The following is a 19505-nucleotide window of genomic DNA, read 5'->3' on the forward strand; positions in this document are numbered from 1 at the left end:
TGGGGTGGATAGTGCCCGTCGCGGGAACCAAGGATCACAGTCGCCTTGCGAGGATCACTGTCACCTTGATTGTCGCCGCCCGCCGGGACAGCATGAGCTAGGCTCGACTTTGTCAGGATCGGATATGGAAAAGGAACGGCTGGCGGCATTCAGCGACGGCGTGATCGCGATCATCATCACCATCATGGTGCTGGAATTAAAGGTGCCGCACGGCGCGGATTGGGCTGATCTGGCGAAACTGCTGCCCGTTTTCGTCAGTTATGTGTTGAGCTTCGTCTATGTGGCGATCTATTGGAACAACCATCATCACATGTTCCAGACCGTGCATCGCGTCAACGGCGCGGTGCTGTGGGCCAATACGCATCTGCTGTTCTGGTTGTCGCTGGTGCCCTTTACCACGGATTGGATGGGGGAAAACCATTTCGATCGTAATCCGGTGATGCTTTACGGCCTGTCGCTGCTGATGCCTGGCATCGCCTATTACATCTTGCAGCGCACCATCATCCGGCTTGAAGGCGAGGATTGCCTATTGGCGCGGGCGCTGGGTTCGAATTTCAAGGGTAAAATTTCGCCGGTGCTCTATCTGGCTGGCATTCTTGCGGGATTCATTCATCCGCTGCTTGCGGCCGCGATATATGCGCTCGTCGCGATCATGTGGCTTCTGCCGGATCGCCGGATCGAGCGTTTGCTGCTTGAGGAAGCGGCGGTGTCCAAGCCGGATTGAGCGCCGTCAACGCACCGGCGGGTGAACGAGCATTTTGCGCAACAGGCGCATGAGGGTGGCGCGTTCGGCCGATGAAAGGGGAGATAGGGTTGTCTCTTCGGACATTTTCGCCGCGTCGGAGAGCGTGGTGACCACCACTTCACCCTCCTTCGTCAGGCGGATGCGCATGCGCCGGGGATCGACGGGGTCGCGTTCGGCTTCGATCAGCTTCTTGGCTTTCAGCCGCGCCACCAGGCCATGGACATTGGCGGGTTCCATGGCGATGGCTTCGCCGATTTCGGCTTGGGAGAGGGAGCCGCGGCGGCGGACCGAGAAGAGGGCTGCGGCCTGCTGCGGTGTCACGTCAAAGTCACGGTAGAGGTAAGCCGAGGTTTCGCGCGCCTTATGATAGACGCGGCGCAGCAGATGGCCCACCGGCGCATGGGGCGCGAAATCAGGCTCAGTGTCGGAACCAGAGTGGCTGGCCGGCTTACTGGCGGTTCTGGCTTGGGAATCCTCGGAACTCATGGCCTGCCCATTATACAGCTGTGGCGGGCGATTTTTCTAGAATCGCCCGCCACAGTGTACTTCAAATTATCGTATTTCGCTGCTGATGCCGGCTCACACCGGGCAGGCGACCGCGTCTTCGTAGGCGCCGTGACCGGCTTTGTCTTCGCTGAAGATGTGGCGTTCCTCGACCCAGCGATGGGTATCTTCGTACATGGCGCGGGAATAGGGCTCGAACACGATGCGTTCGCCCGGTCCGAAGCGGCGCACGTCCACAAGCTTGGCATGCCGTTCCGGCAGTTCGTTGCTGTAGAAGTGGGTATATTGCTGGTGCATCAGGTCGATATCGGCCTGGGCGCGACGCAAGGCGCGGTAATATTTGCGCACGTCCTCAAGGTCGATGCCTTCGGGAATCATGCCGGAGATCATGAAGGTGTTGTCGATGATCTTCCGGTAGCCGAGCTGTTCCATGATGTAATACTGCATGCCGAACAGCGTCGCGGCGGGGGCAATACCGTTCAGGAGCTGGTCGACGCGGTCCGAGGGGCCGCCGCCGAACTTCAGCTTGATCTGATCGGCCGCCATGAATGGCTCGAGCGCCTGGATCGTGGTGTAGTGGCTGCCGGACTGATAGCCGACATGCACGTCCACGCCAGCCAGATCTTCGGGCTTGCGGATGGTGGAATTCGGCGGAACGAAAATGCCGCACGGCGACACCGAATAGGCTTCGCCCCAAAGGCGGCCGTGATCGGCGGAAGCGGCCATGTTGACGGTCCAATGGCAGGCGCAGCTGATCGAGGCGTCGCGGCCCTTCTCGAACGTCTGGAAAGCGCCGTTGAGATTGTCGGAGACTTGGTTGGCGCTGGCGGCGGCGGTCGAGGCCTTGAAGTTTTCCGGGGCATCCTTGGTCAGGAGATTGTGCTGGGTCAGCACATAATCGAGACCTTCATCGGTGAAATAGCCCTTGGAATCGGCAATCCATTCTTGCAGACGGCCATGCGTATTGACGACAAATTTGCTCATCCGAACCTCCCGATCTTTAGCGCAGGATGGTGACAGGCGGCGCGCCTTGAAGCACATCCCATGGCTATAGTTATGATCATAACTGTAATCCGAGTCAAGGGCTATTTGGCGGCTGTTCCCGGTGATTCCCTTTTACATCGCTGTTTGCCTTGCCAGGGCCGCGGTCGTTGGCGATAACGGGGACGTGATTTTCGATTTTGATTAGTTTTCAGGCGTGTGCAGGCATGATGCAGTTAAGCGGACGGACGACGGATCGTGGGCTTGCGGCGCAGGCCGGATTGGAGGCGCCGTTGAGCGTTGCTTCTGACCTCGGCGCCTTGCCGGAATGGAATCTCGACGATCTCTATCCTGGCATGGCCTCGCCAGCCTTCGCTGCCGATCTGGCGCGGGCGGAAGCGGAATGTCGGACCTTCGCTGGCAAGTGGAAAGGCGCGCTCGCTGGCATTGCCGCCGGCGAAAATGCCAGTGCTGGCCTAGCACAAGCGATCCGTGAATTCGAAGGGCTGGAGGATCTGCTGGGCCGCATCATGTCCTATGCGGGCCTGATCTATACCGGCAATACAAGCGATCCGGCGCGGGCCAAATTTTATGGCGATGCGCAGGAGAAGATCACCAACGCCTCCTCGGATCTGGTGTTTTTCTCTCTCGAACTCAATCGTATCGACGATGCGCAGCTCAATGCGGCGATGGCCTCGGGCCCGCTGGCGCATTATCGGCCTTGGCTGGAAGATGTCCGCCGCGAGAAGCCCTATCAGCTCGACGACAAGCTGGAACAGCTCTTCCACGAAAAAGCGATCAGCGGCCGCTCCGCCTGGAACCGCCTGTTCGACGAGACCATCGCTTCGCTGCGCTTCGACGTTGACGGACGCGAACTGTCGATCGAGCCGACGCTGGCTTTGATGCAGGATCCGCATGAGGACGTGCGCCATAAAGCTGCTGATGCGGTGGCGAAAACCCTGCAGCAGAATCTGCGCACCTTCGCGCTGATCACCAATACGCTTTCCAAGGACAAGGAAATCTCCGACCGTTGGCGCGGCTTTGTCGACGTGGCCGACGCGCGCCATCTGTCCAACCGGGTCGAGCGCGAGGTGGTCGATGCCCTGGTGGCGGCGGTCACCACGGCCTATCCGCGCTTGTCGCATCGCTATTACAAGCTGAAGGCGAAATGGTTTGGCCGTGAAACCCTGGCGCATTGGAACCGCAACGCGCCGCTGCCTGACGTGCCGACGCGCACCTATAAGTGGGAAGACGCGCGCGCCGTCGTGCTTGATGCCTATGGCGACTTCGCGCCGCGCATGGCCGATATCGCGCGCCGCTTCTTCGACGAGCGCTGGATCGATGCGCCGGTGCGCCCAGGCAAGTCGCCTGGCGCTTTCGCGCATCCGACCGTGCCGTCGGCGCATCCGTATGTGATGCTGAATTATCAGGGCAAGCCGCGCGACGTGATGACGCTTGCCCATGAGTTGGGCCACGGCGTGCATCAGGTACTGGCGGCGCCGAATGGTGCGCTGATGGCGCCGACGCCGCTGACATTGGCTGAAACCGCTTCCGTCTTCGGCGAAATGCTCACCTTCCGCAAATTGCTCGACGGCACGTCAGACCCGGTGCAGCGCCGGGCGATGCTGGCGGCGAAGGTCGAGGACATGCTCAACACCGTGGTGCGGCAGATCGCGTTCTATTCCTTCGAGCGCAAGCTGCATCTGGCGCGTCGTGAGGGCGAACTCACCGCCGACCAGATTTCAGAACTGTGGATGAGCGTGCAGGGCGAGAGCCTTGGTCCTGCCATCGAGCTGAAGGCTGGCTACGAAGTATTCTGGGCCTACATCCCGCATTTCGTCCACTCGCCGTTCTATGTTTACGCCTATGCGTTCGGCGATTGCCTGGTGAACTCGCTCTACGGCGTTTATCAGAATGCCGAACAGGGCTTCGCCGAGAAATACTTCGCCATGTTGGCGGCCGGCGGCACCAAACATCATTCCGAACTGCTGGTGCCGTTTGGCCTCGATGCCCGCGACCCTGCCTTCTGGCAGATCGGCCTGTCCATGATCGAAAAAATGATCGTGGAGCTGGAGGGTATGGAAGCCTGAAGTTTATGCCCGAATAAAACAAAAACTGGGGAGGATGCGCATGCTGCCAGCCGACGTGGATCCGGTCTCGCGTTGTCGTCTCCCCTTGGTCAAGCGCGAGGCGCTTGATGCCGAAGGGCAGGAGCACTTCGACACGAATGTCGATCCAAAGGGTGGTACCTTGCGCGGGTTGATCGGCCCTGGCGGCATCCAGCTGCATTCTCCGCATCTGGCGGTGCTGGCGCGACCGGTCAATCGCTATCTGCGGTTTGAGGCTGGTTTTAGCCCTTATCTGCGCGAAGTGGCGGTGCTGATCACCGCGCGCCAATGCGACAGCGCCTTCGAATGGGCGGCGCATGAACCGGAAGCCTTGAAGCAGGGCGTGTCCCAAGTGGTTATCGATGCCATCAAGTTCCGCCGTCCGACAGCGGGCCTGCCGGAGACCGATGCATTGATCATCGATCTCGGGCGTGAAATGTTCGGCCAACGTAAGGTTTCGTCGCAGACCTATGCGAAAGCCTTGGCGCGTTTTGGCGAGAAAGGCCTGGTCGATCTCGTCTCGCTGATGGGCAATTACGCCGCCACGGCGGCGTTGCTATGTGCCTTCGACATGCAGGTCGATGACGACACGACGGCTTTGCTGCCGGCGTGAACCCGCCCTCTTAGGATTGCTTCATCGCAACCCTGCCTGGATGACCAGCGGATAAGTCTTTTCCTGGAACTCGCGCATGCCTTCGGCGTAACGAGCCCAGGAGAGCAGAGTGCCGTCGAGGCCGATGTCAGACAGCATCTGCAGTTTGTCGACCACTTGTTCCTTGGTGCCGACGATCGGATAGCCGCCCCATCCGGCAACGAAATGTTCCTTGATCCAGGCGTAGGCCTCCTTAGGCAAAGTCTGGGCGTTGAGGCCCATGGTGTCGAGCAGATTGGAGGCAGCCTCCCAGTCGCCCTGTTCGTGCACATAGTGGTTGTAGAAGTCGCGCGCTTCCTTTTCAGTCTCGCCCTGCACCACATAGGCATAGCCCCAGATCTTGAGATCGCGGCCGTATTCTTGCCGGGCGAGGTCGCGATAGGCGGCGACCTGTTTACGCATTTCCTCTTTGTCGTGTGAGGTGAAGACGACGAAGGCGACGTCGCAATGTTTCGCGGCGTAATGGCGGCCGACTTCGGAACCGCCTGCATTCATGATCGGCGGATAGGGTTTGTGCAGGGGCTTGGGTGCGCACCAGCCAGCCTTGATCTGATAGTACTGGCCGTCGTGGTCGAATTCCTTGTCCTCGGTCCACAGTCGCTTGACGAGCTCGAGCCATTCGGCCGCCATCTTGTAGCGGTCTTCATGCGGCAGCTGCCCGCGGCCAAACATTTCTATTTCGGGCTTGAACCAGCCGGTGACGATGTTGAGCGCGAAACGGCCATTCGAGACATGGTCGATGGTGGTTCCCATTTTCGCGGCGAAGATCGGGTGGATGGTTGGCACATGGGTGGTGGCGAAGACGCCGGCTTTCTGTGTCGAGGCAGCGATTGCCGAAGCCCAGGAAAAGCTCTCAAATCCTTCGCCATTGAAATTGGTTGGACCGCCAAAGCCCTTCCAGCGACCAACCGGGACGAGCGCTTCGAAATCCATGGCTTCCCCGAGCTGGGCGAGTTCCAAGGTTTCGGGCCACCGCGCTTTGAGCACGCCATCGATCTTTGAAATGGCGCAGCCGCCGCTGAGATTGGAACAGAAGGTCCCGAGCTTCAGCTTGCGATCGTTGAACAGCGGATGTTGCGCAGCTTGCAGAGATTCCGTGCGGGCTTTCGCGATAACATTCATACCGATCCTCCCAGAGCGATGCTGACCTCAAGGGGGCAGGTTGCGCTGGGCTGGGAGAAGCGGTCAAGCCCTAGATCGGATCAGTTTCGGTCGCGGACCGTTGCGTCGTGCATGGCTGGGATGTGTTTCGATGCGACGAACATCGTCGCGCTGCAACACAGGTGCGAGCGCCAGGGCAATGCGCTGTGCCCACACCTGCGCACCCTCTGGTGTGGCGATCAGATCCTGTCGCACTTCGATGAGAATGTGAGCCAGACCGCGACGGGTGCCGAGATCATAGAGCGTGTCGCCAATCAAAGCGCCGTCATAGGGTTCGTTGTCGCCGATGGTGAGATCGGGCTGTTTCTCGAGTTCGCTGAGCAGAGGCTGAGCGATGCGGGCGTCGCCGTCCCACAACAGGCCGATCTGCCAGGGGCGCGGCGTGCCGCGCCAGATTGGCGTGAAGGAGTGGATCGAGATGATAGCGGGCGCAAGAGAGTTGATTCCTGCCCCGGTCATGGTGTCGAGACGGGTGGCGATGGCATCGCGGTAGGGGCGCCAATAGGCCAGGGTGCGTCGTTCGATTTCGGCATCGTCGATGTGGGCATTGCCGGGGATTAAAGCGCCGTCGGAAATGCGCATCACCAAGGTCGGATCGTCGGCGCCGCGATTGGGGTCGATCAGCAGGCGGGACGTGCGGCTCAGCACGGCCGGGGCTTGGAAATGGGCAGCGAGCGCACGCGTCACGTCGGCCGCGCCGATGTCCCAGGCGATGTGGCGGGCGAATTGCTCGGCCGGCAGGCCCAGCGAGCCATAGCCTGATGGCAGCGCATTGGACGCATGGTCGCAGATGAACAGGGCGGGAGCGCCCGGGTTCCCCACCACAAGCTCAACCGGGGTGGCAGCCGCCTCAGCGTCGGAAAGGCTCAAATCGACGTCTCCTTGGCCATCACGTCGGCCATCTTGCCGCCAGAATGGGGCTGGAAAGCAAAGACTGGTCCGTCGCCGTTGACAGTCGGCAACGGGGCCGGAAAAACAAGAGTCCTCCCGCTTTTACGCAAGCGGAACTGATTCGCCAGGGTCTTCATCAAGATGCGCCGTCTTCCTCTCCCGCCTTTGTTGACCCGGTTGCTGCCAGCGATCGCCGCGATGCTTGTCTTGGCCGTCATGAGCAGTGAGGCGCGGGCGGATTTTCGCCTCTGCAACAACGCCACGAGCCGGGTGAGCGTCGCCCTGTCATATACCGATGGTACCGGCTGGGTCACGGAAGGCTGGTGGAATCTAAAGAGCGGCTCCTGCGAGGTGCTGCTGCGCGGCAATCTGGCGGCGCAATTCTACTATGTCTATGCGATGGACGAGCGCGGCGGTGAATGGAAAGGCAAGGCATTCATGTGCACGCGCGATCGCGAGTTTCGCATCGAGGGCCGCGACAATTGCCTCGTGCGTGGCTTCGACCGCACCGGCTTCTTCGAAGTCGACACGGGAAAGGACGCGAAGAACTGGACCGTGCAATTGACCGATGCCAACCAGCCGGCATCAAAGTAGTTTCTTCGGGTGCGTTTCTCGTAACTTCTTGCCACTGATTTGCTAGCAGAACGGATGATCGGATGAGACGGCACCGCCGCGTCAAAATTCTGGCCACGCTTGGGCCTGCCTCGCAGGACCCAGCCATGGTCGAACGTTTGTTCCTGGCCGGCGCTGACGTGTTCCGCATCAATATGAGCCATGCCAGCCATGACGGCATGCGCGAGCGCATCGCCACCATCCGCGCCATCGAGAAGAAGCATCAGCGGCCGATTGGCATTCTCGTCGATCTGCAGGGGCCGAAACTGCGCTGCGGTGAGTTCAAGGATGGCAGCGTCGAACTCAACAAAGGCGATCGCATCGTCTTCGACAGCAAGAAAATACCGGGCGATGCGACGCGGGTGAACCTGCCGCATCCGGAAATTCTGCGCGCTTTGAAAGCCGGCGACACGGTTTTGATCGACGATGGCAAGATGCGCCTGCAAGTGGTCGAGGCCGAGCATAATCGGGCCGTGCTTGAAGCGCAGATCGCCGGGCGCCTGTCGAACCGCAAGGGCGTCAGCCTGCCCGATACGGAAATCCCTGTCTCGGCCATGACCGAGAAAGATCGTTCCGATCTCGAGGCAGCGCTGGAGGCCGGTGTCGACTGGATCGCCGTCTCCTTCGTGCAACGGCCGGACGATGTGGCGGAGGTCAAGAAGATCGCCCGCGGACGGGCGCTTGTGCTCGCCAAGATCGAAAAGCCGCAGGCGATCGCCAGGCTCGAAGAGATTATGGAGATCGCCGATGCGATCATGGTGGCGCGCGGCGATCTCGGTGTTGAAATGCCGGTCGAAAAAGTGCCGGGCCTGCAAAAGCGCATGAACCGCCTCGCCCGCCGTCTGGGCAAGCCAGTCGTCGTGGCGACGCAGATGTTGGAATCGATGATCACCACGCCAGTGCCGACGCGGGCCGAGGTGAGCGACGTGGCCACCGCCGTTTATGAGGGGGCGGATGCGGTGATGCTGTCGGCCGAAAGCGCCGCCGGCCAGTTCCCTATCGAAGCGGTGACGATGATGAACAAGATCGCCATCGAGGTGGAAAGCGATAGCGTCTATCGGGCGATCATCGCAGCACAGCGCAGCGAGCCCGAGGCGACGGGCGCCGACGCCATCGCTGTTGCGGCCCATGATGTGGCCGAGACGCTTGATCTCAAAGCCATCTGCGCCTGGTCATTTTCCGGCGCCACGGCGCTGCGCGTGGCGCGCGAGCGGCCGAAGCCGCCGGTCATTGCATTGACGCCCAATGCCGACACGGCGCGTCGGCTGGCGCTGGTGTGGGGCGTGCATCCGATCGTCACCAAGGATGCGAGCGATGTCGACGACATGGCCAAGCGCGCCTGCAAACTCGCCAATCGCGAAGGTTTCTCGAAAGAGGGCGACCGCATCATCGTTATCGCCGGTCTGCCGTTTGGCACGCCAGGCGCCACCAATATGCTGCGGATCGCTTTTACGGGCAGTGACAGCTGAGCTGTCACTGCTGTCACAATCATTTTTTGCGATCGAGCGCGGCCATCTGTTCCGCGCATACCGCTCACCAGCCGCCGCGCCTTTTGGGACGGCAGCTTCGGTGACGGCGAGATCGTCGTGCGCCAGCACGGGGCTTTACAACGGGCTCAATTACGGATAAATATCATCCTTAAGGATATTAAATATCCTTATTAAGCCGTTCAATTTCGTACCAGGAGATTTCCATGCCCCGTCTCAACTATGGCGCGCTTTCGCCGGACCAGCTCAAAAAATACCTCGAATTTTCGCAAGCCGCAGCCAAGGGGGCGATCGAACCCAAGCTCGTGCATCTGGTTGAACTTCGTGCTTCGCAGGTCAACGGCTGCGCCTTCTGCGTCGACATGCATGTCAAGCAGCTGAAGATCGCGGGCGAAAGCGAACTGCGCCTGCATCATGTGGTCATCTGGCGCGAGTCACCGCTGTTCAGCGCCCGCGAACGCGCCGCGCTTGAATGGGCGGAAACGGTGACGCAGCTGCCGCCTCACGGAATCTCGGATGCGGTTTATGAACGCGTGCGGGCCGAGTTTTCCGACAAGGAACTGTCCGACTTGACCTTGGTGGTCGTCGCCATCAATGGTTGGAACCGGATGAGCATTGCCTTCCAGAGCGTGCCGGGTTCGATGGACGCGGCCTATGGATTGACCAAAGCAGGATTGAGCGTTGCAGCTTAGAAACCAGGTCGAATGGGCCTTGCATTGTTGCTCTATCCTCGCCGGCTTGCCGGCGGGGTGCTACCTGTCGACCAAGGCACTAGCGGAATTGCACGGCGTGCCAAAGGAATATCTGTCCAAGGCCCTCCAGGGCTTGTCACAGGCCGGCCTTGTCGAAAGCACACTCGGTCCTTCGGGCGGCTATCGCCTGGCCAAGGCTCCGGCGCAGATCGCCTTTCTCGATATCGTCGAAGCGGTAGAGGGGAAGGCGTCCAGCTTCGTCTGCGATAATATCCGCTACAACAACCCATGCCTGCGCAAGGGCTATCGTTCCGATGGTGCCTGCGCCATCGCGCAGGTGATGTGGGATGCAGACCAGGCCTGGCGCGATAAGCTGCGTGCCGTCACTCTGGCAGACCTCGCCAAGAATTTGCGCAAGACCGTGCCCGCTGAAATCCTCGACAAGACCCAGGATTGGGTGTTGGAGCGCAGTTGAGGATCGCGTCGCAAAATCGCCGTCTTCTTAGGATGTTTACAGCTAACGGGTAGCCTCTGATCGCTCGTTTTCTGTCAGCCAATGGATGTGTGCCACAATGGATTTCAACCTCATCGCAATGCCCGCTCGCCTTGCCCTTGGGGAAATCCACATTCATGTCTGCCTCGATCACACTGTCCGCTCTCTCCTGGTCCGCATCTGACGGCCGTTCGCTTTTATCCAGCCTCGATCTGAGTTTTGGCGCGGACCGAACCGGTCTCGTCGGCCGCAACGGCGTCGGTAAAACCACGCTGCTGAAGCTCATAGCTGGAGAATTGCAGCCACAATCCGGTTCACTCGCTGTCAACGGCACGGTGCGCGTGCTGCGTCAAAGCGTGCAATTCAGTTCGGAAGAAACCGTCGCCGATCTCTTTGGTGTCTCTGCAGCGCTTCTGCTTTTACGTCGTGCGGAAAGCGGGGAAGCCGGCGTGGCCGAGATCGCGGAAGCGGACTGGACCCTGGAGTCCCGGGTGGCTTCGGCACTTGCCCGCTTCGATCTCGATACGGGCGCAGATGCGCCTTTGGTCAATTTGTCGGGTGGTCAGCGCACGCGCGCCGGCTTGGCCGCTCTCGTCTTTGCTGAGCCCGACTTTCTCCTGCTGGATGAGCCGACCAATAATCTCGATCGTGACGGACGTGAGGCTGTGATTGATCTTCTCGCCAATTGGCGATCGGGCGCTATTGTCGTCAGTCACGACCGTGAATTGCTTGAAGCGATGGATTCGATTGTCGAGCTGACCTCGCTCGGTGCAACGCGTTATGGCGGCAATTGGAGCGCCTACCGTCGCTTGAAAGCGCTCGATCTTGCGGCCGCGCAACATGATCTTGCCGATGCCGAGCGGCAGATGGTCGATCTGGCGCGGAAAACGCAAGTGATCAATGAGCGCAAGGCCCGCAAGGATGGCGTCGGCAGGAAGGCGAGCGCCAAAGACGACATGCCGCGCATTCTATTGGGCCGGCGCAAGGAGCGCAGCGAAACAACGAGCGGAGACAACGCACGCTTGGCCAAGCGACGGAGCGTGCAAGCGCACGAGGCTGTCGTCGATGCGCGTGCCCGCCTCGAAGTGTTGCAACCTTTGACGGTGACGCTGGCGCCGACGCATCTGCCGCGCGGGAAAATCGTCTTGAAGATGGATGCAGTTGCCTTTGGCTATGAACCGGACCGGCCTTTGATCCACGATCTTTCTTTCACGATCAGCGGCCCAGAGCGCCTGGCGATCGTGGGACCGAACGGCTCGGGCAAAACGACCGTGCTCGGACTCATCAGCGGCGCGCTACGCCCATGGTCCGGAACAGTGGAGATATCGACCGATTTCGTGCTGCTTGATCAGCAGGTGAGTGTTCTCGACCCATCCCTGTCGATCCGCGACAATTTCCGGCGGATCAATCCGCAGGCGGGGGAAAACGATTGTCGGGCGGCGCTGGCGCGCTTCATGTTCCGTGCCGATGCGGCGCTCCAAAAGGCTTCGACGCTCAGCGGTGGGCAATTATTGCGCGCCGGCCTGGCTTGCGTGCTGGGCGGCTCGACACCGCCTTCTCTGTTGATCCTCGATGAGCCGACAAATCACCTGGACATTGATGCGATCGAAGCCGTGGAGGCGGGCTTGCGCGCTTATGATGGCGCGCTGCTTGTCGTTAGCCACGACGAGACATTTCTCGACGCGATTGGAATTTCGCGGCGGCTGGATCTATCGGATCGGCTGGATGATTGAGCGCGCTCGGGGTTTATTTCAGCCGGTCGCGCACCTTGTCGATGCCTGCCTTGGCGCAGCCTTCGTCGAGGTTGAATCCGGGCGCGCCGCCGGCGCCCACGGCGCCGATGACCTCATCGCCGATTTTGATGACGACGCCACCGCCGGCCGGGAGCAGATGGGGCAGGGTGAAAAGGGCGGCGAATTCCGGTGACTTCTTTACTTGTTCGGCGAGTTTCGTCGTGTCGTTCTTGAATGTCGCGGCCGTATAGGCCTTGTGATAGGCGCTATCGAGCGTATGCACACCGGCGCGGTCGCCACGCAACAGCGCCTGTTGCGTGCCGTTGGCATCGACGACGACGGCTGTCTCCGCATAGCCCTGCCGGGCGCAACTCGCGACTGCTTCAGCGGCAATCTCGTTGGCCAGCGCAGCCGACAGGCGATGGGTGACCAGCACATCCTGGGTCTGCGCTTGCACCGGGCAGACTGCCGCCGCGAACAGGAGGCCTGCAAAGGCGGCCGTGCGGCGCATCAGCTTTGTGTCGATCATGGCGTGGATCATCCTTTTAGATTTTCGGTCCGCTCGACGGCCGCATTTTTTCGCGAGTACTGAGCACACAACTCTAGACACTGCGTTCGCAGGCTCGCAAGAGACGGTCGAGGACAGGCATCATTCCGCCCTATGCGATCTTTGTCAGGTCAATGGAATGACTTGCGCGCATTTGGCATCGTCGACGACTGACAGCCTTCTCTTCACACTGTCGTGAGCACTACGCAAAACGGGCACCACACGATGGCGTGTGATGCCCGTTGAGCGTTCGGTCGTGATGATCTTACTTGCTGACCTTCGCGGCGGTGACTTCGATCTCGACGAGCCAGCCTGGATTGACGAGGGCTGAGACACCCATGGTCGAGCGTGCCGGAAGATTGGGCTGGCTGCCGCCAAAGAATTTGCTGTAGCCCTGCGAGAAGCCTTTAAAATCCATCGGCGTCTTGTCGGTGTGGACCAGGTAAACCTGCATCTTCACCACGTCGCCCATGGTGAGACCATAGCCTTCCAGCGAAGCCTTGATCTTCTCCAATATGCTGACGGTCTGCGCTTCGACATCGCCATAGGCCTGCGGGCTACGCGGATCGGCATCCTTGTTGGCGATCGAGGGCACTTGGCCGGACAGGTAATAGGTCGTCACATTGCCGGAGACCTGCACGCTGGAGGCGATTGGCGCGTTGGGAACGGATTTTCTGATGACTTCGGCTTGTGCCGCGAGCGAGACAGTCAGTAACGCGGCGACGCAGGTGCCGAGAGCGAGCCGTGCAGCGGATTTCATCTCAATTGTCCTTCCAATTTTGTTTGCTCAGGTGATCTGAAGCCTGACGCTACTCGCCGTCAGGCTTCAGCGTCAATTCGTAGGTCTCGCTAGTTTGACGTCCTCGGCGGTGACAGCGTCGGTGTATTTGTTGCCGAAGCTGGTGCGCACATAGTTGACGACGGCCGCCACTTGTTCGTCGTTCAGCATGGCACGGAACGGCGGCATGCCTCTCAAGCCGTTGACGACCACTTCGACCGGATAGGCGCCGGCTTCGAGGTTCTTGTTGTTGGCCAGGGCTGGATAAATGCCCGCGCCGACGGCGCCTTTACCGCCTGGCATGTGGCAACCCTGGCAGACGGTGACATAGAGGTTGGGGCCATCCTTCGGGGCGAAGGCGAAGCCAGGCGGGCCGATCGTCGGCTTCAGATCCTGCGCTTGCGTCGTCGACAGCGCGAGCGGCAGTGCGAGCACGCCAAGGACCAAGGCGCGAACCGGGGAGAAAGAGAAACGGATCATGGGAACTCTCCTGTCACGCTTTGACGATGCGTTCATGCAGACGGGTGATGGCATCGAGCGCCGAGAGAATGGCACCCTCCTGCCACCAGTTCACATAGGAGACATGTTCGCCGGCGAGCACCATGCGTCCGTCGATCTGGCATATGTTGTTGTAGTGCTCCTTGCGCGACGCCGGGCTCCACATGCCGCCGCAGCCCAGTGTAAAGGGCATGCGATGCCAGGAGACGGCGACGCCGTTGTCGAATTCGCTCTTGTATTGCGGATGGATCTTGCTGCCGTGCTCCAACGCGAAAGCGATGCGCTCGGGCGCTGTCATGGACGCAAGCGCAAAGGAGTTGGCCTGCACGATCTGATAGGCGCCGAGCAACACGCCGGGGCCCTTGCTGCCAAAGTTGTCGCTGGGATAGGAGATCGTGTTGATCGGTAGGTTGGTGGAACTGATGCCACCATAGATCATCTCGTCCTGTTCCCAGAAACGCCGCTTGAACTGCAGACCCACTTTCACCGAGGTGACATAGGGCACGGCTTCGATGGCGGCCTTCATCTTGGCGCTGACGGTGGTGGGAATCTGGCTCAGGATGGACGCGGGAATGGTGCACACGCACCAGTCGGCCTGGACTTGTTTGGGCGCACCCTTGGCCTTTTGATCGACATAGGTGACGGTGACGCCACGCTCGTCCTGTTTGATCTCCGTCACTTTCGCATTGTAGCGGATGAGGCCGCCGAGTTGCTTGGCGAAGCCCTTGCCGATCATGTCCATGCCGCCGACCGGCTGCAGCATAGTGTTCTGGTGTTCGAACTGGAAGAAGTTGTTGAGATTGCGCCACAGTCCCGACTTGAGAAGGTCCTGCAGTTTCATCGGTTCGCTGGGCGTCGAGGGACCGGCAAGGCCGCCGCCGGGATATCTCTCGTAGCCACGGAGCGTGGCCGCGGCAGCGCTCTTCGTGTAGCGGTATTCGTTGTCGAGGCCGCCCCAGTTTCGCAATGCAGTAAGCAGGGTTTCTTTGTCTTCCTTCGAGACGCTCTCGTCGAGCTTGTCTTGCTGGGCCGACTTGGCGAGCAGGTCGGAGACATGGCCGCGCAGATCGGCGTCGATTTCACGAATGCGCTGCGGCTTGCCGCCGAAGGCGTTCGTTGAATGGAAATAGGCGTTGTGATTCAAGCAAGCGAAAGGCTCGAGCGCGACGCCGAGTTGCCGGCAATAGTCGATCACCGCATGATGATTGTAGGGAATGCGCCAGGGGCCAGGATTGAAATAGTGCCCCTTGGCGAAACCGCAGGTCTGCGTCTCGCCGCCGAGTTCGGTAATTTTGTCGCCGCCACGGATGCTCCAATTCCGGCCGCCGGGGCGTTCATTGTATTCGAGCACCGTCACCTTGTAGCCAGCCTTGCGCAGCTCATAAGCCGCTGTCAGGCCAGCAAGACCGGCGCCCAGAATAAGAACCGACGTCCCCTTCGGTGCGCCTTTCAAATTGGGTGATCCGCGATAGGTGGATTCGCCGGCAAGACCCATGCTGGTCATCGCCTGGTACATCGCCACGCTGCCGGCGGCCATGCCGACCATTGCGAGAAGATCGCGCCGGCTCATGCCGGAATCGTTCTGGGTTTCACTCCCCATCGTCATCAGCCTCCCTGCCCTTGACGTCCTATTCCGAAAATTTCGGAATGCCGACGGTGCACTGCACAAGGGGTGCAGCACATCGTTTCTTCAGCTTCAGCTAGGTTGAAGCGGCGCATTCGTGAGCGCAACCGGTGTTGTGGATCGAAGCCCATATCTGCCGTTGCTATTTCGGCATGAGTCAGTGGCAGACATACTGAGATGTGCGTGGGGCGCGTAGACGCGACTGCTTTGGTTCAGATCGCCATTATTGCGGTGGCTTACAGATCGAATTCGTGGCGCTGATCGGGAAGAAAAAGACCGTTCTGCTTCTAATTCATTGTGATCGGTGATCGCGAGCATCCACTGCAGAGGCTGTTTCTCGGTATGATCGCGGCGATGCTCGCCAGAGCTCCCTAGCGGTTTTCCGGTGGTAGAAATGCATAGTCTAGCGATGCGCACAGACAATGCGGCGATTGCCATTCGATATTCGGCAAATCAGCTTCGCTAAAATCGGATGGTCGCGGAAACGCAGACGCCAGGCGTGCCAACGAGCGGGGCGATGACCTGAGCACCCAGATGTGCTGTCGCGACTTACAAGCGCGGTATTTTCATTCGCTCTGTGACTTGCAGGATCGCTTGCACCACCGCGTCGGGATAGGCCCAGTGCGGCGAATGACCGATGCCGGGCAGTACGGTTAATGTGGCCCCTGGAATGTCCCTGGCGCAGCCGGCACTGTGTATGTGAGTGTAGACGATGCCGTCCTTATCACCTGTGACGATGATGGTGGGCACCGCGATGCTGCGATAACGCGGCGCTTGCCGTTTGACGAAATCTTCGATGACGGCGACATCCTGGGCATTGGCGCGAAAACTCGCCGGCCGCAAAACAAGGTCGATGCCGGTACGGCTGCGATAATCGCCAGGTATCATTTGCGGATGGAAGACAGCCGTTAACGAGGGGGCGATGAGAGCAAGGCCGATCGGCAAAGTGATCGTGTGGGAGAAAAGCGGGCCGATGAACGGCAACGCCGCGGCCGTATAATAAGCCGCGATACCGCCTGGCCAGGGGTGGCTGACGGGTGCGATGAGCACCAATCCTTGGGTGAAGCTGCGGTGATCAAGCGCCAGTTGCAGGGACAATACGCCGGCCAATGAATGACCGACGACGATGGCCTGCGTGACACCGATCTTTTCCGCCGCCGCGCGCAGCAACTGCGCCTGGCGCGCCGGTGAAGCATCGTCGGGGCCGCCGAGGCGCGCGCTTCGGCCCAGGCCTGGTCGGTCGACGCTGATCACGCGATAACCAAGCGCCGCTAATCTACCGGCCAGCGGTAGGCGCATGTCGGCCTCGTTGCCGCTGGCGCCGTGGAGTAGCAAGACCGCGCCCTTCGTGGCGCCTATGGCAGGCGTATCGGTGAAATGGATACGCGCTCCTTCCACGTCGACGAACTGGCCGCGTGCCGGATAAAGCGCATTGAGACGGCGCGTCTGCCAGCCAGTGAACAGGAAGAGCGCCAGCGAAACGGCGAGAAGAGCGGCAAGGACCAGCGCGAGTGCGGAAAGCATCTGCGATCAGAGATCGCGGCCGTCGATTTTCTGGCCGAGTTGTTCGACCAGTTTGCGCACGTCTTCCTGCTTTGGATAAATTTCAAGCGTCTTGCGCATCACGTCGAGCGCGCGCCGGTCGAAGCCATTGCTGTAAAGGATATAGCCGAGCGCGGAGAGGGCGCCGAAATGGCGCGGCTCGAGTACCAGCACCTGGCCGAGATCGGCGACGGCGCCCTGCACGTCATCGGCGCGGTAGCGCGCCGTGGCACGCTGGTTCCAAGCTTCGGCCCATTCCGGTTCGACCACCACCAGTTTGTCGAGCAATTCGGTGGCGGTCTTGAATTCACGCTGGCGCACCGAGCTGAGGGCGCGGCTCATCAACAGATCGGCGGTGTCGGATCCCGAGCGCAGGAAGACGCGCTCGATGGCGCCGGCGACGCCTTTGGCCTCCTCCTCGTCCTCGGCCTTGGCCAGTCGATCAAAGAGTTCGCTCAGGATGCGATCGCGGCCGCGCAGATTGGGGTCATTATGGGAAGGCAGTGTTGGCGCGGCTTGCGGCGCATTGCTTGGCGCCTGGGCTTGGGTTTGAGCCCGGACTTGGACTGGGGCGATAGCGAGCACCGCCAGCAACGCCATGATGGTAAAGGGACGTCGCAGCTTGGAGATCGCCGGCGCGCCAAGCGCGGCCATGGCTGTGTCAGAAGGTGCGGGAGGTAGGGCCTGGTGCATCTGTGCAAAGGTCTCCGAAATCACCGCGGTCAATCGTCCTGAGCGGGACAGTCCCTCTTCCACCCGAAACAGGGAGAAATCAGGGCCTTCAGGCTAGAGCGGCGTCCGACGGACGTCAAAGCCCTGTCTTTCACGATACCGATATTTGCGTGAAACGGGTATTGGCCGCACAAAAAGCGAAAACCCCGGCCGGGGCCGGGGTTTCGAGCAGATTTCCAAGAGACGGGCAGGACTTAGCCCTGACGTGCCTTGAAGCGCTTCTGCACCTTGTTGATGATATAAACGCGGCCCTTGCGGCGCACGAGCTGGTTGGCGCGATGGCGCGTACGCAGCGATTTCAAAGAGTTACGGACTTTCATAGCGGCCACCAAGGAGAATTTCAAAGAAAAGGCCGGGGCAACCCCGGCAATTCGTGACGGGCTTATGCCCCATTTCGTGCTGGCTATCAACCCGTTCTGTCGCCAAATCACATAGATGAATTGGATGACGGGCTTATTGCCAAGCTCGGGCGGCTCAGTTCGCCGGTGCTTTACACTGTCCGGAATAGCTGTCGCCATGGGCGGTCAGCACTTTCGCGTCGGTCTTCAGCACCATCTTGCCATCGGCCGCCCGCTCGGCCTTGAGGGCATACCAATCCTGGATCGGGTGCTGGTTGGGACCGAATTTGAACGGGCCGCGCACGGACGGGATGTTGGCTGCGAGCAGGGCCTTGCGGAAGGCGCTTGGATTGTCGCCGCCGGCCGGATCCTTGGCGAGGCCGGCGCCGATCAGGAGCGCCGCGTCGTAACCCTGTGCCGCGTAATAGGTGATCGGCCGATCGCCATATTTGGCGCGCCAGGCGGCGACGAAGGTTTTGTTGATTGGATTGTCGAAATCCTCATTCCAATGGCTGGTGACCTTCACGCCGATGGCTGCATCCCCCACCGCCTGAGCGATCGCCTGGTCGAGGGAGGCCGGGTGAACGACCATCGGGATTTCCTTGAGCAAGCCGGACTGCTGATACTGGCGCAGGAAGGCGATGCCGAGGCCACCCGGCTCGAACTCATAGACGACATCGGGCTTGGCAGCGCGAATCTGCGCCATCACCACCGCGAAGTCGGTTTGATCGAGGCCGGTATAGGCTTCGCCGACCACGGCGCCTTTGTAGAAGCGCTTGAAGGCTTCCATCGTCTCTTTGCCGGCCTGATAGTTCGGCGCGACGAGGAAGGCGCGCTTGTAGCCAAGCGATTGCGCCAGGGCGCCCGCACTTTCGCCCTGGCTGTCGTCTTGCCAGGAGCTGACGAAATAGTTCGGATGGCATTCCTTGCCGGCGAAGGTCGCCGACGCGGTGTTGGCGCTGACATAGATGGCATTGCTGTCGAGAATCTCCGGCACGGCCGCGAAGGCGACATTGGCGAAAACGACGCCGGTGAAGATCTTGATGCCTTGTTCCGACAGCATCTTGCTGGCGATCTGTTTGGCATTGCCGGGTTTCAGGCTGTCGTCTTCGACGACCAACTGCACGTTTCTGCCGCCGAGCGCGCCCTTGTTGAGATCGATGGCGAGTTGAAAGCCATCGCGAATGTCCTGGCCGAGATAGCCGGCGGGGCCCGAGAGCGTCGTGATCATGCCGACCTTCAATGGCGGCTGCTGCGCGCTGGCCGCGCTGACGCCCAGTGCCAGCAATGCAGTCGGTAGAATGCCCTTCAAACGCATTGTTTCGGTCCCCTCTTCGCATTGCGAGGCCGTTGCGGGCAGGCTGGAGGGGATGTGCCCGAGATCGCG

Annotated in this window: 21 protein-coding genes; 8 read left to right on the plus strand and 13 right to left on the minus strand. The window is 60.5% G+C overall.

The annotated features are described in order from the left end of the window. Positions 1-124 precede the first annotated feature (124 nt). Positions 125-724 carry a TMEM175 family protein gene (locus BLW50_RS26895; RefSeq protein WP_090708084.1) on the plus strand — a complete coding sequence of 200 codons (600 nt, stop codon included), beginning with the start codon at positions 125-127 and terminating at the stop codon, positions 722-724. Positions 725-730: 6 nt separating this feature from the next. Here BLW50_RS26895 and BLW50_RS26900 read toward each other — a convergent pair whose 3' ends face one another. Together BLW50_RS26900 and BLW50_RS26905 are read right to left on the minus strand one after the other, a co-directional pair. Further along, a complete protein-coding gene (locus BLW50_RS26900; protein WP_090708087.1) occupies positions 731-1231 on the minus strand; it encodes a MarR family winged helix-turn-helix transcriptional regulator in 501 nt (166 codons plus the stop codon). A gap of 93 nt (positions 1232-1324) precedes the next feature. Beyond that, positions 1325-2233 carry a substrate-binding domain-containing protein gene (locus BLW50_RS26905; RefSeq protein ID WP_090708089.1) on the minus strand — a complete coding sequence of 303 codons (909 nt, stop codon included), beginning with the start codon at positions 2231-2233 and terminating at the stop codon, positions 1325-1327. A 227-nt stretch (positions 2234-2460) separates the two neighbouring features. Here BLW50_RS26905 and BLW50_RS26910 point away from each other — a divergent pair, with 227 nt between their 5' ends. Both BLW50_RS26910 and BLW50_RS26915 read left to right on the plus strand, forming a co-directional pair. Beyond that, positions 2461-4320: a M3 family oligoendopeptidase gene (locus tag BLW50_RS26910; RefSeq protein WP_090709786.1), complete on the plus strand. Its 1860-nt coding sequence runs from the start codon at positions 2461-2463 to the stop codon at positions 4318-4320. A 40-nt stretch (positions 4321-4360) separates the two neighbouring features. Then, the gene (locus BLW50_RS26915) at positions 4361-4951 is read left to right on the plus strand and encodes a carboxymuconolactone decarboxylase family protein (protein ID WP_139267761.1); all 591 of its coding nucleotides are present in this window, start codon (positions 4361-4363) and stop codon (positions 4949-4951) included. Between the two features lie 21 nt (positions 4952-4972). On the opposite strand, the gene BLW50_RS26920 is transcribed toward BLW50_RS26915, so the two are convergent. From BLW50_RS26920 to BLW50_RS30790, 3 genes are all read right to left on the minus strand, one after another. After that, entirely contained in the window at positions 4973-6112 is a 1140-nt protein-coding gene (locus tag BLW50_RS26920) for an LLM class flavin-dependent oxidoreductase (protein ID WP_090708094.1), read from the minus strand. Between the two features lie 63 nt (positions 6113-6175). Then, positions 6176-7021 carry an N-formylglutamate amidohydrolase gene (locus BLW50_RS26925; RefSeq protein WP_090708096.1) on the minus strand — a complete coding sequence of 282 codons (846 nt, stop codon included), beginning with the start codon at positions 7019-7021 and terminating at the stop codon, positions 6176-6178. Next, complete coding sequence (locus BLW50_RS30790) at positions 7018-7182, minus strand: hypothetical protein (RefSeq protein ID WP_170850368.1); 165 nt, start codon at positions 7180-7182, stop codon at positions 7018-7020. Before BLW50_RS30790 ends, BLW50_RS26925 begins: the two co-directional genes overlap by 4 nt. A gap of 58 nt (positions 7183-7240) precedes the next feature. Here BLW50_RS30790 and BLW50_RS26930 point away from each other — a divergent pair, with 58 nt between their 5' ends. The 5 genes from BLW50_RS26930 to BLW50_RS26950 all read left to right on the plus strand — a co-directional run bounded on the left by BLW50_RS26930 (position 7241) and on the right by BLW50_RS26950 (position 12059). Next, complete coding sequence (locus BLW50_RS26930; protein ID WP_090709789.1) at positions 7241-7636, plus strand: DUF1036 domain-containing protein; 396 nt, start codon at positions 7241-7243, stop codon at positions 7634-7636. A gap of 62 nt (positions 7637-7698) precedes the next feature. Next, positions 7699-9123, plus strand: coding sequence for a pyruvate kinase (pyk, locus tag BLW50_RS26935; protein ID WP_090708098.1), 1425 nt, complete (start codon positions 7699-7701; stop codon positions 9121-9123). Positions 9124-9347: 224 nt separating this feature from the next. After that, positions 9348-9833 (plus strand): carboxymuconolactone decarboxylase family protein, encoded by a 486-nt coding sequence (locus BLW50_RS26940; protein WP_090708100.1) that lies wholly within the window; start codon positions 9348-9350, stop codon positions 9831-9833. Further along, positions 9823-10308 (plus strand): RrF2 family transcriptional regulator, encoded by a 486-nt coding sequence (locus tag BLW50_RS26945; RefSeq protein ID WP_090708102.1) that lies wholly within the window; start codon positions 9823-9825, stop codon positions 10306-10308. The genes BLW50_RS26940 and BLW50_RS26945 overlap by 11 nt, the downstream gene beginning before the upstream one ends. A 155-nt stretch (positions 10309-10463) precedes the next feature. Continuing rightward, positions 10464-12059 (plus strand): ABC-F family ATP-binding cassette domain-containing protein, encoded by a 1596-nt coding sequence (locus BLW50_RS26950; protein ID WP_090709792.1) that lies wholly within the window; start codon positions 10464-10466, stop codon positions 12057-12059. A gap of 13 nt (positions 12060-12072) precedes the next feature. On the opposite strand, the gene BLW50_RS26955 is transcribed toward BLW50_RS26950, so the two are convergent. The 8 genes from BLW50_RS26955 to BLW50_RS26990 all read right to left on the minus strand — a co-directional run bounded on the left by BLW50_RS26955 (position 12073) and on the right by BLW50_RS26990 (position 19436). Beyond that, positions 12073-12588 carry a GlcG/HbpS family heme-binding protein gene (locus BLW50_RS26955; RefSeq protein ID WP_210186136.1) on the minus strand — a complete coding sequence of 172 codons (516 nt, stop codon included), beginning with the start codon at positions 12586-12588 and terminating at the stop codon, positions 12073-12075. A gap of 283 nt (positions 12589-12871) precedes the next feature. Further along, complete coding sequence (locus BLW50_RS26960) at positions 12872-13366, minus strand: RidA family protein (protein ID WP_090708105.1); 495 nt, start codon at positions 13364-13366, stop codon at positions 12872-12874. A 72-nt stretch (positions 13367-13438) separates the two neighbouring features. Next, on the minus strand, positions 13439-13864 hold the full coding sequence (locus BLW50_RS26965) for a c-type cytochrome (RefSeq protein WP_170850369.1): 426 nt from the start codon (positions 13862-13864) through the stop codon (positions 13439-13441). A gap of 13 nt (positions 13865-13877) precedes the next feature. Then, the gene (locus BLW50_RS26970; protein WP_244544414.1) at positions 13878-15482 is read right to left on the minus strand and encodes a flavin monoamine oxidase family protein; all 1605 of its coding nucleotides are present in this window, start codon (positions 15480-15482) and stop codon (positions 13878-13880) included. Between the two features lie 573 nt (positions 15483-16055). Further along, a complete protein-coding gene (locus BLW50_RS26975; protein ID WP_090708111.1) occupies positions 16056-17030 on the minus strand; it encodes an alpha/beta fold hydrolase in 975 nt (324 codons plus the stop codon). Positions 17031-17036: 6 nt separating this feature from the next. Beyond that, positions 17037-17702: a tetratricopeptide repeat protein gene (locus tag BLW50_RS26980; RefSeq protein ID WP_090708113.1), complete on the minus strand. Its 666-nt coding sequence runs from the start codon at positions 17700-17702 to the stop codon at positions 17037-17039. Between the two features lie 272 nt (positions 17703-17974). Further along, complete coding sequence (ykgO, locus tag BLW50_RS26985; protein WP_090708115.1) at positions 17975-18100, minus strand: type B 50S ribosomal protein L36; 126 nt, start codon at positions 18098-18100, stop codon at positions 17975-17977. 154 nt (positions 18101-18254) lie between these two features. Next, on the minus strand, positions 18255-19436 hold the full coding sequence (locus tag BLW50_RS26990) for an ABC transporter substrate-binding protein (protein ID WP_090709798.1): 1182 nt from the start codon (positions 19434-19436) through the stop codon (positions 18255-18257). Positions 19437-19505 lie beyond the last annotated feature (69 nt).

The organism is Beijerinckia sp. 28-YEA-48, from assembly GCF_900104955.1.
Classification (GTDB): Bacteria; Pseudomonadota; Alphaproteobacteria; order Rhizobiales; family Beijerinckiaceae; genus Terripilifer.

Coding starts and splice junctions, on each gene's coding strand:
- BLW50_RS26895 (WP_090708084.1), top strand. CDS start 125: ATGGAAAAGGAACGGCTGGCGGCATTCAGCGACGGCGTGATCGCGATC.
- BLW50_RS26900 (WP_090708087.1), bottom strand. CDS start 1,231: ATGAGTTCCGAGGATTCCCAAGCCAGAACCGCCAGTAAGCCGGCCAGC.
- BLW50_RS26905 (WP_090708089.1), bottom strand. CDS start 2,233: ATGAGCAAATTTGTCGTCAATACGCATGGCCGTCTGCAAGAATGGATT.
- BLW50_RS26910 (WP_090709786.1), top strand. CDS start 2,461: ATGCAGTTAAGCGGACGGACGACGGATCGTGGGCTTGCGGCGCAGGCC.
- BLW50_RS26915 (WP_139267761.1), top strand. CDS start 4,361: ATGCTGCCAGCCGACGTGGATCCGGTCTCGCGTTGTCGTCTCCCCTTG.
- BLW50_RS26920 (WP_090708094.1), bottom strand. CDS start 6,112: ATGAATGTTATCGCGAAAGCCCGCACGGAATCTCTGCAAGCTGCGCAA.
- BLW50_RS26930 (WP_090709789.1), top strand. CDS start 7,241: ATGCTTGTCTTGGCCGTCATGAGCAGTGAGGCGCGGGCGGATTTTCGC.
- pyk (WP_090708098.1), top strand. CDS start 7,699: ATGAGACGGCACCGCCGCGTCAAAATTCTGGCCACGCTTGGGCCTGCC.
- BLW50_RS26940 (WP_090708100.1), top strand. CDS start 9,348: ATGCCCCGTCTCAACTATGGCGCGCTTTCGCCGGACCAGCTCAAAAAA.
- BLW50_RS26950 (WP_090709792.1), top strand. CDS start 10,464: ATGTCTGCCTCGATCACACTGTCCGCTCTCTCCTGGTCCGCATCTGAC.
- BLW50_RS26955 (WP_210186136.1), bottom strand. CDS start 12,588: ATGATCGACACAAAGCTGATGCGCCGCACGGCCGCCTTTGCAGGCCTC.
- BLW50_RS26960 (WP_090708105.1), bottom strand. CDS start 13,366: ATGAAATCCGCTGCACGGCTCGCTCTCGGCACCTGCGTCGCCGCGTTA.
- BLW50_RS26965 (WP_170850369.1), bottom strand. CDS start 13,864: ATGATCCGTTTCTCTTTCTCCCCGGTTCGCGCCTTGGTCCTTGGCGTG.
- BLW50_RS26970 (WP_244544414.1), bottom strand. CDS start 15,482: ATGGGGAGTGAAACCCAGAACGATTCCGGCATGAGCCGGCGCGATCTT.
- BLW50_RS26975 (WP_090708111.1), bottom strand. CDS start 17,030: ATGCTTTCCGCACTCGCGCTGGTCCTTGCCGCTCTTCTCGCCGTTTCG.
- BLW50_RS26980 (WP_090708113.1), bottom strand. CDS start 17,702: ATGGCCGCGCTTGGCGCGCCGGCGATCTCCAAGCTGCGACGTCCCTTT.
- ykgO (WP_090708115.1), bottom strand. CDS start 18,100: ATGAAAGTCCGTAACTCTTTGAAATCGCTGCGTACGCGCCATCGCGCC.
- BLW50_RS26990 (WP_090709798.1), bottom strand. CDS start 19,436: ATGCGTTTGAAGGGCATTCTACCGACTGCATTGCTGGCACTGGGCGTC.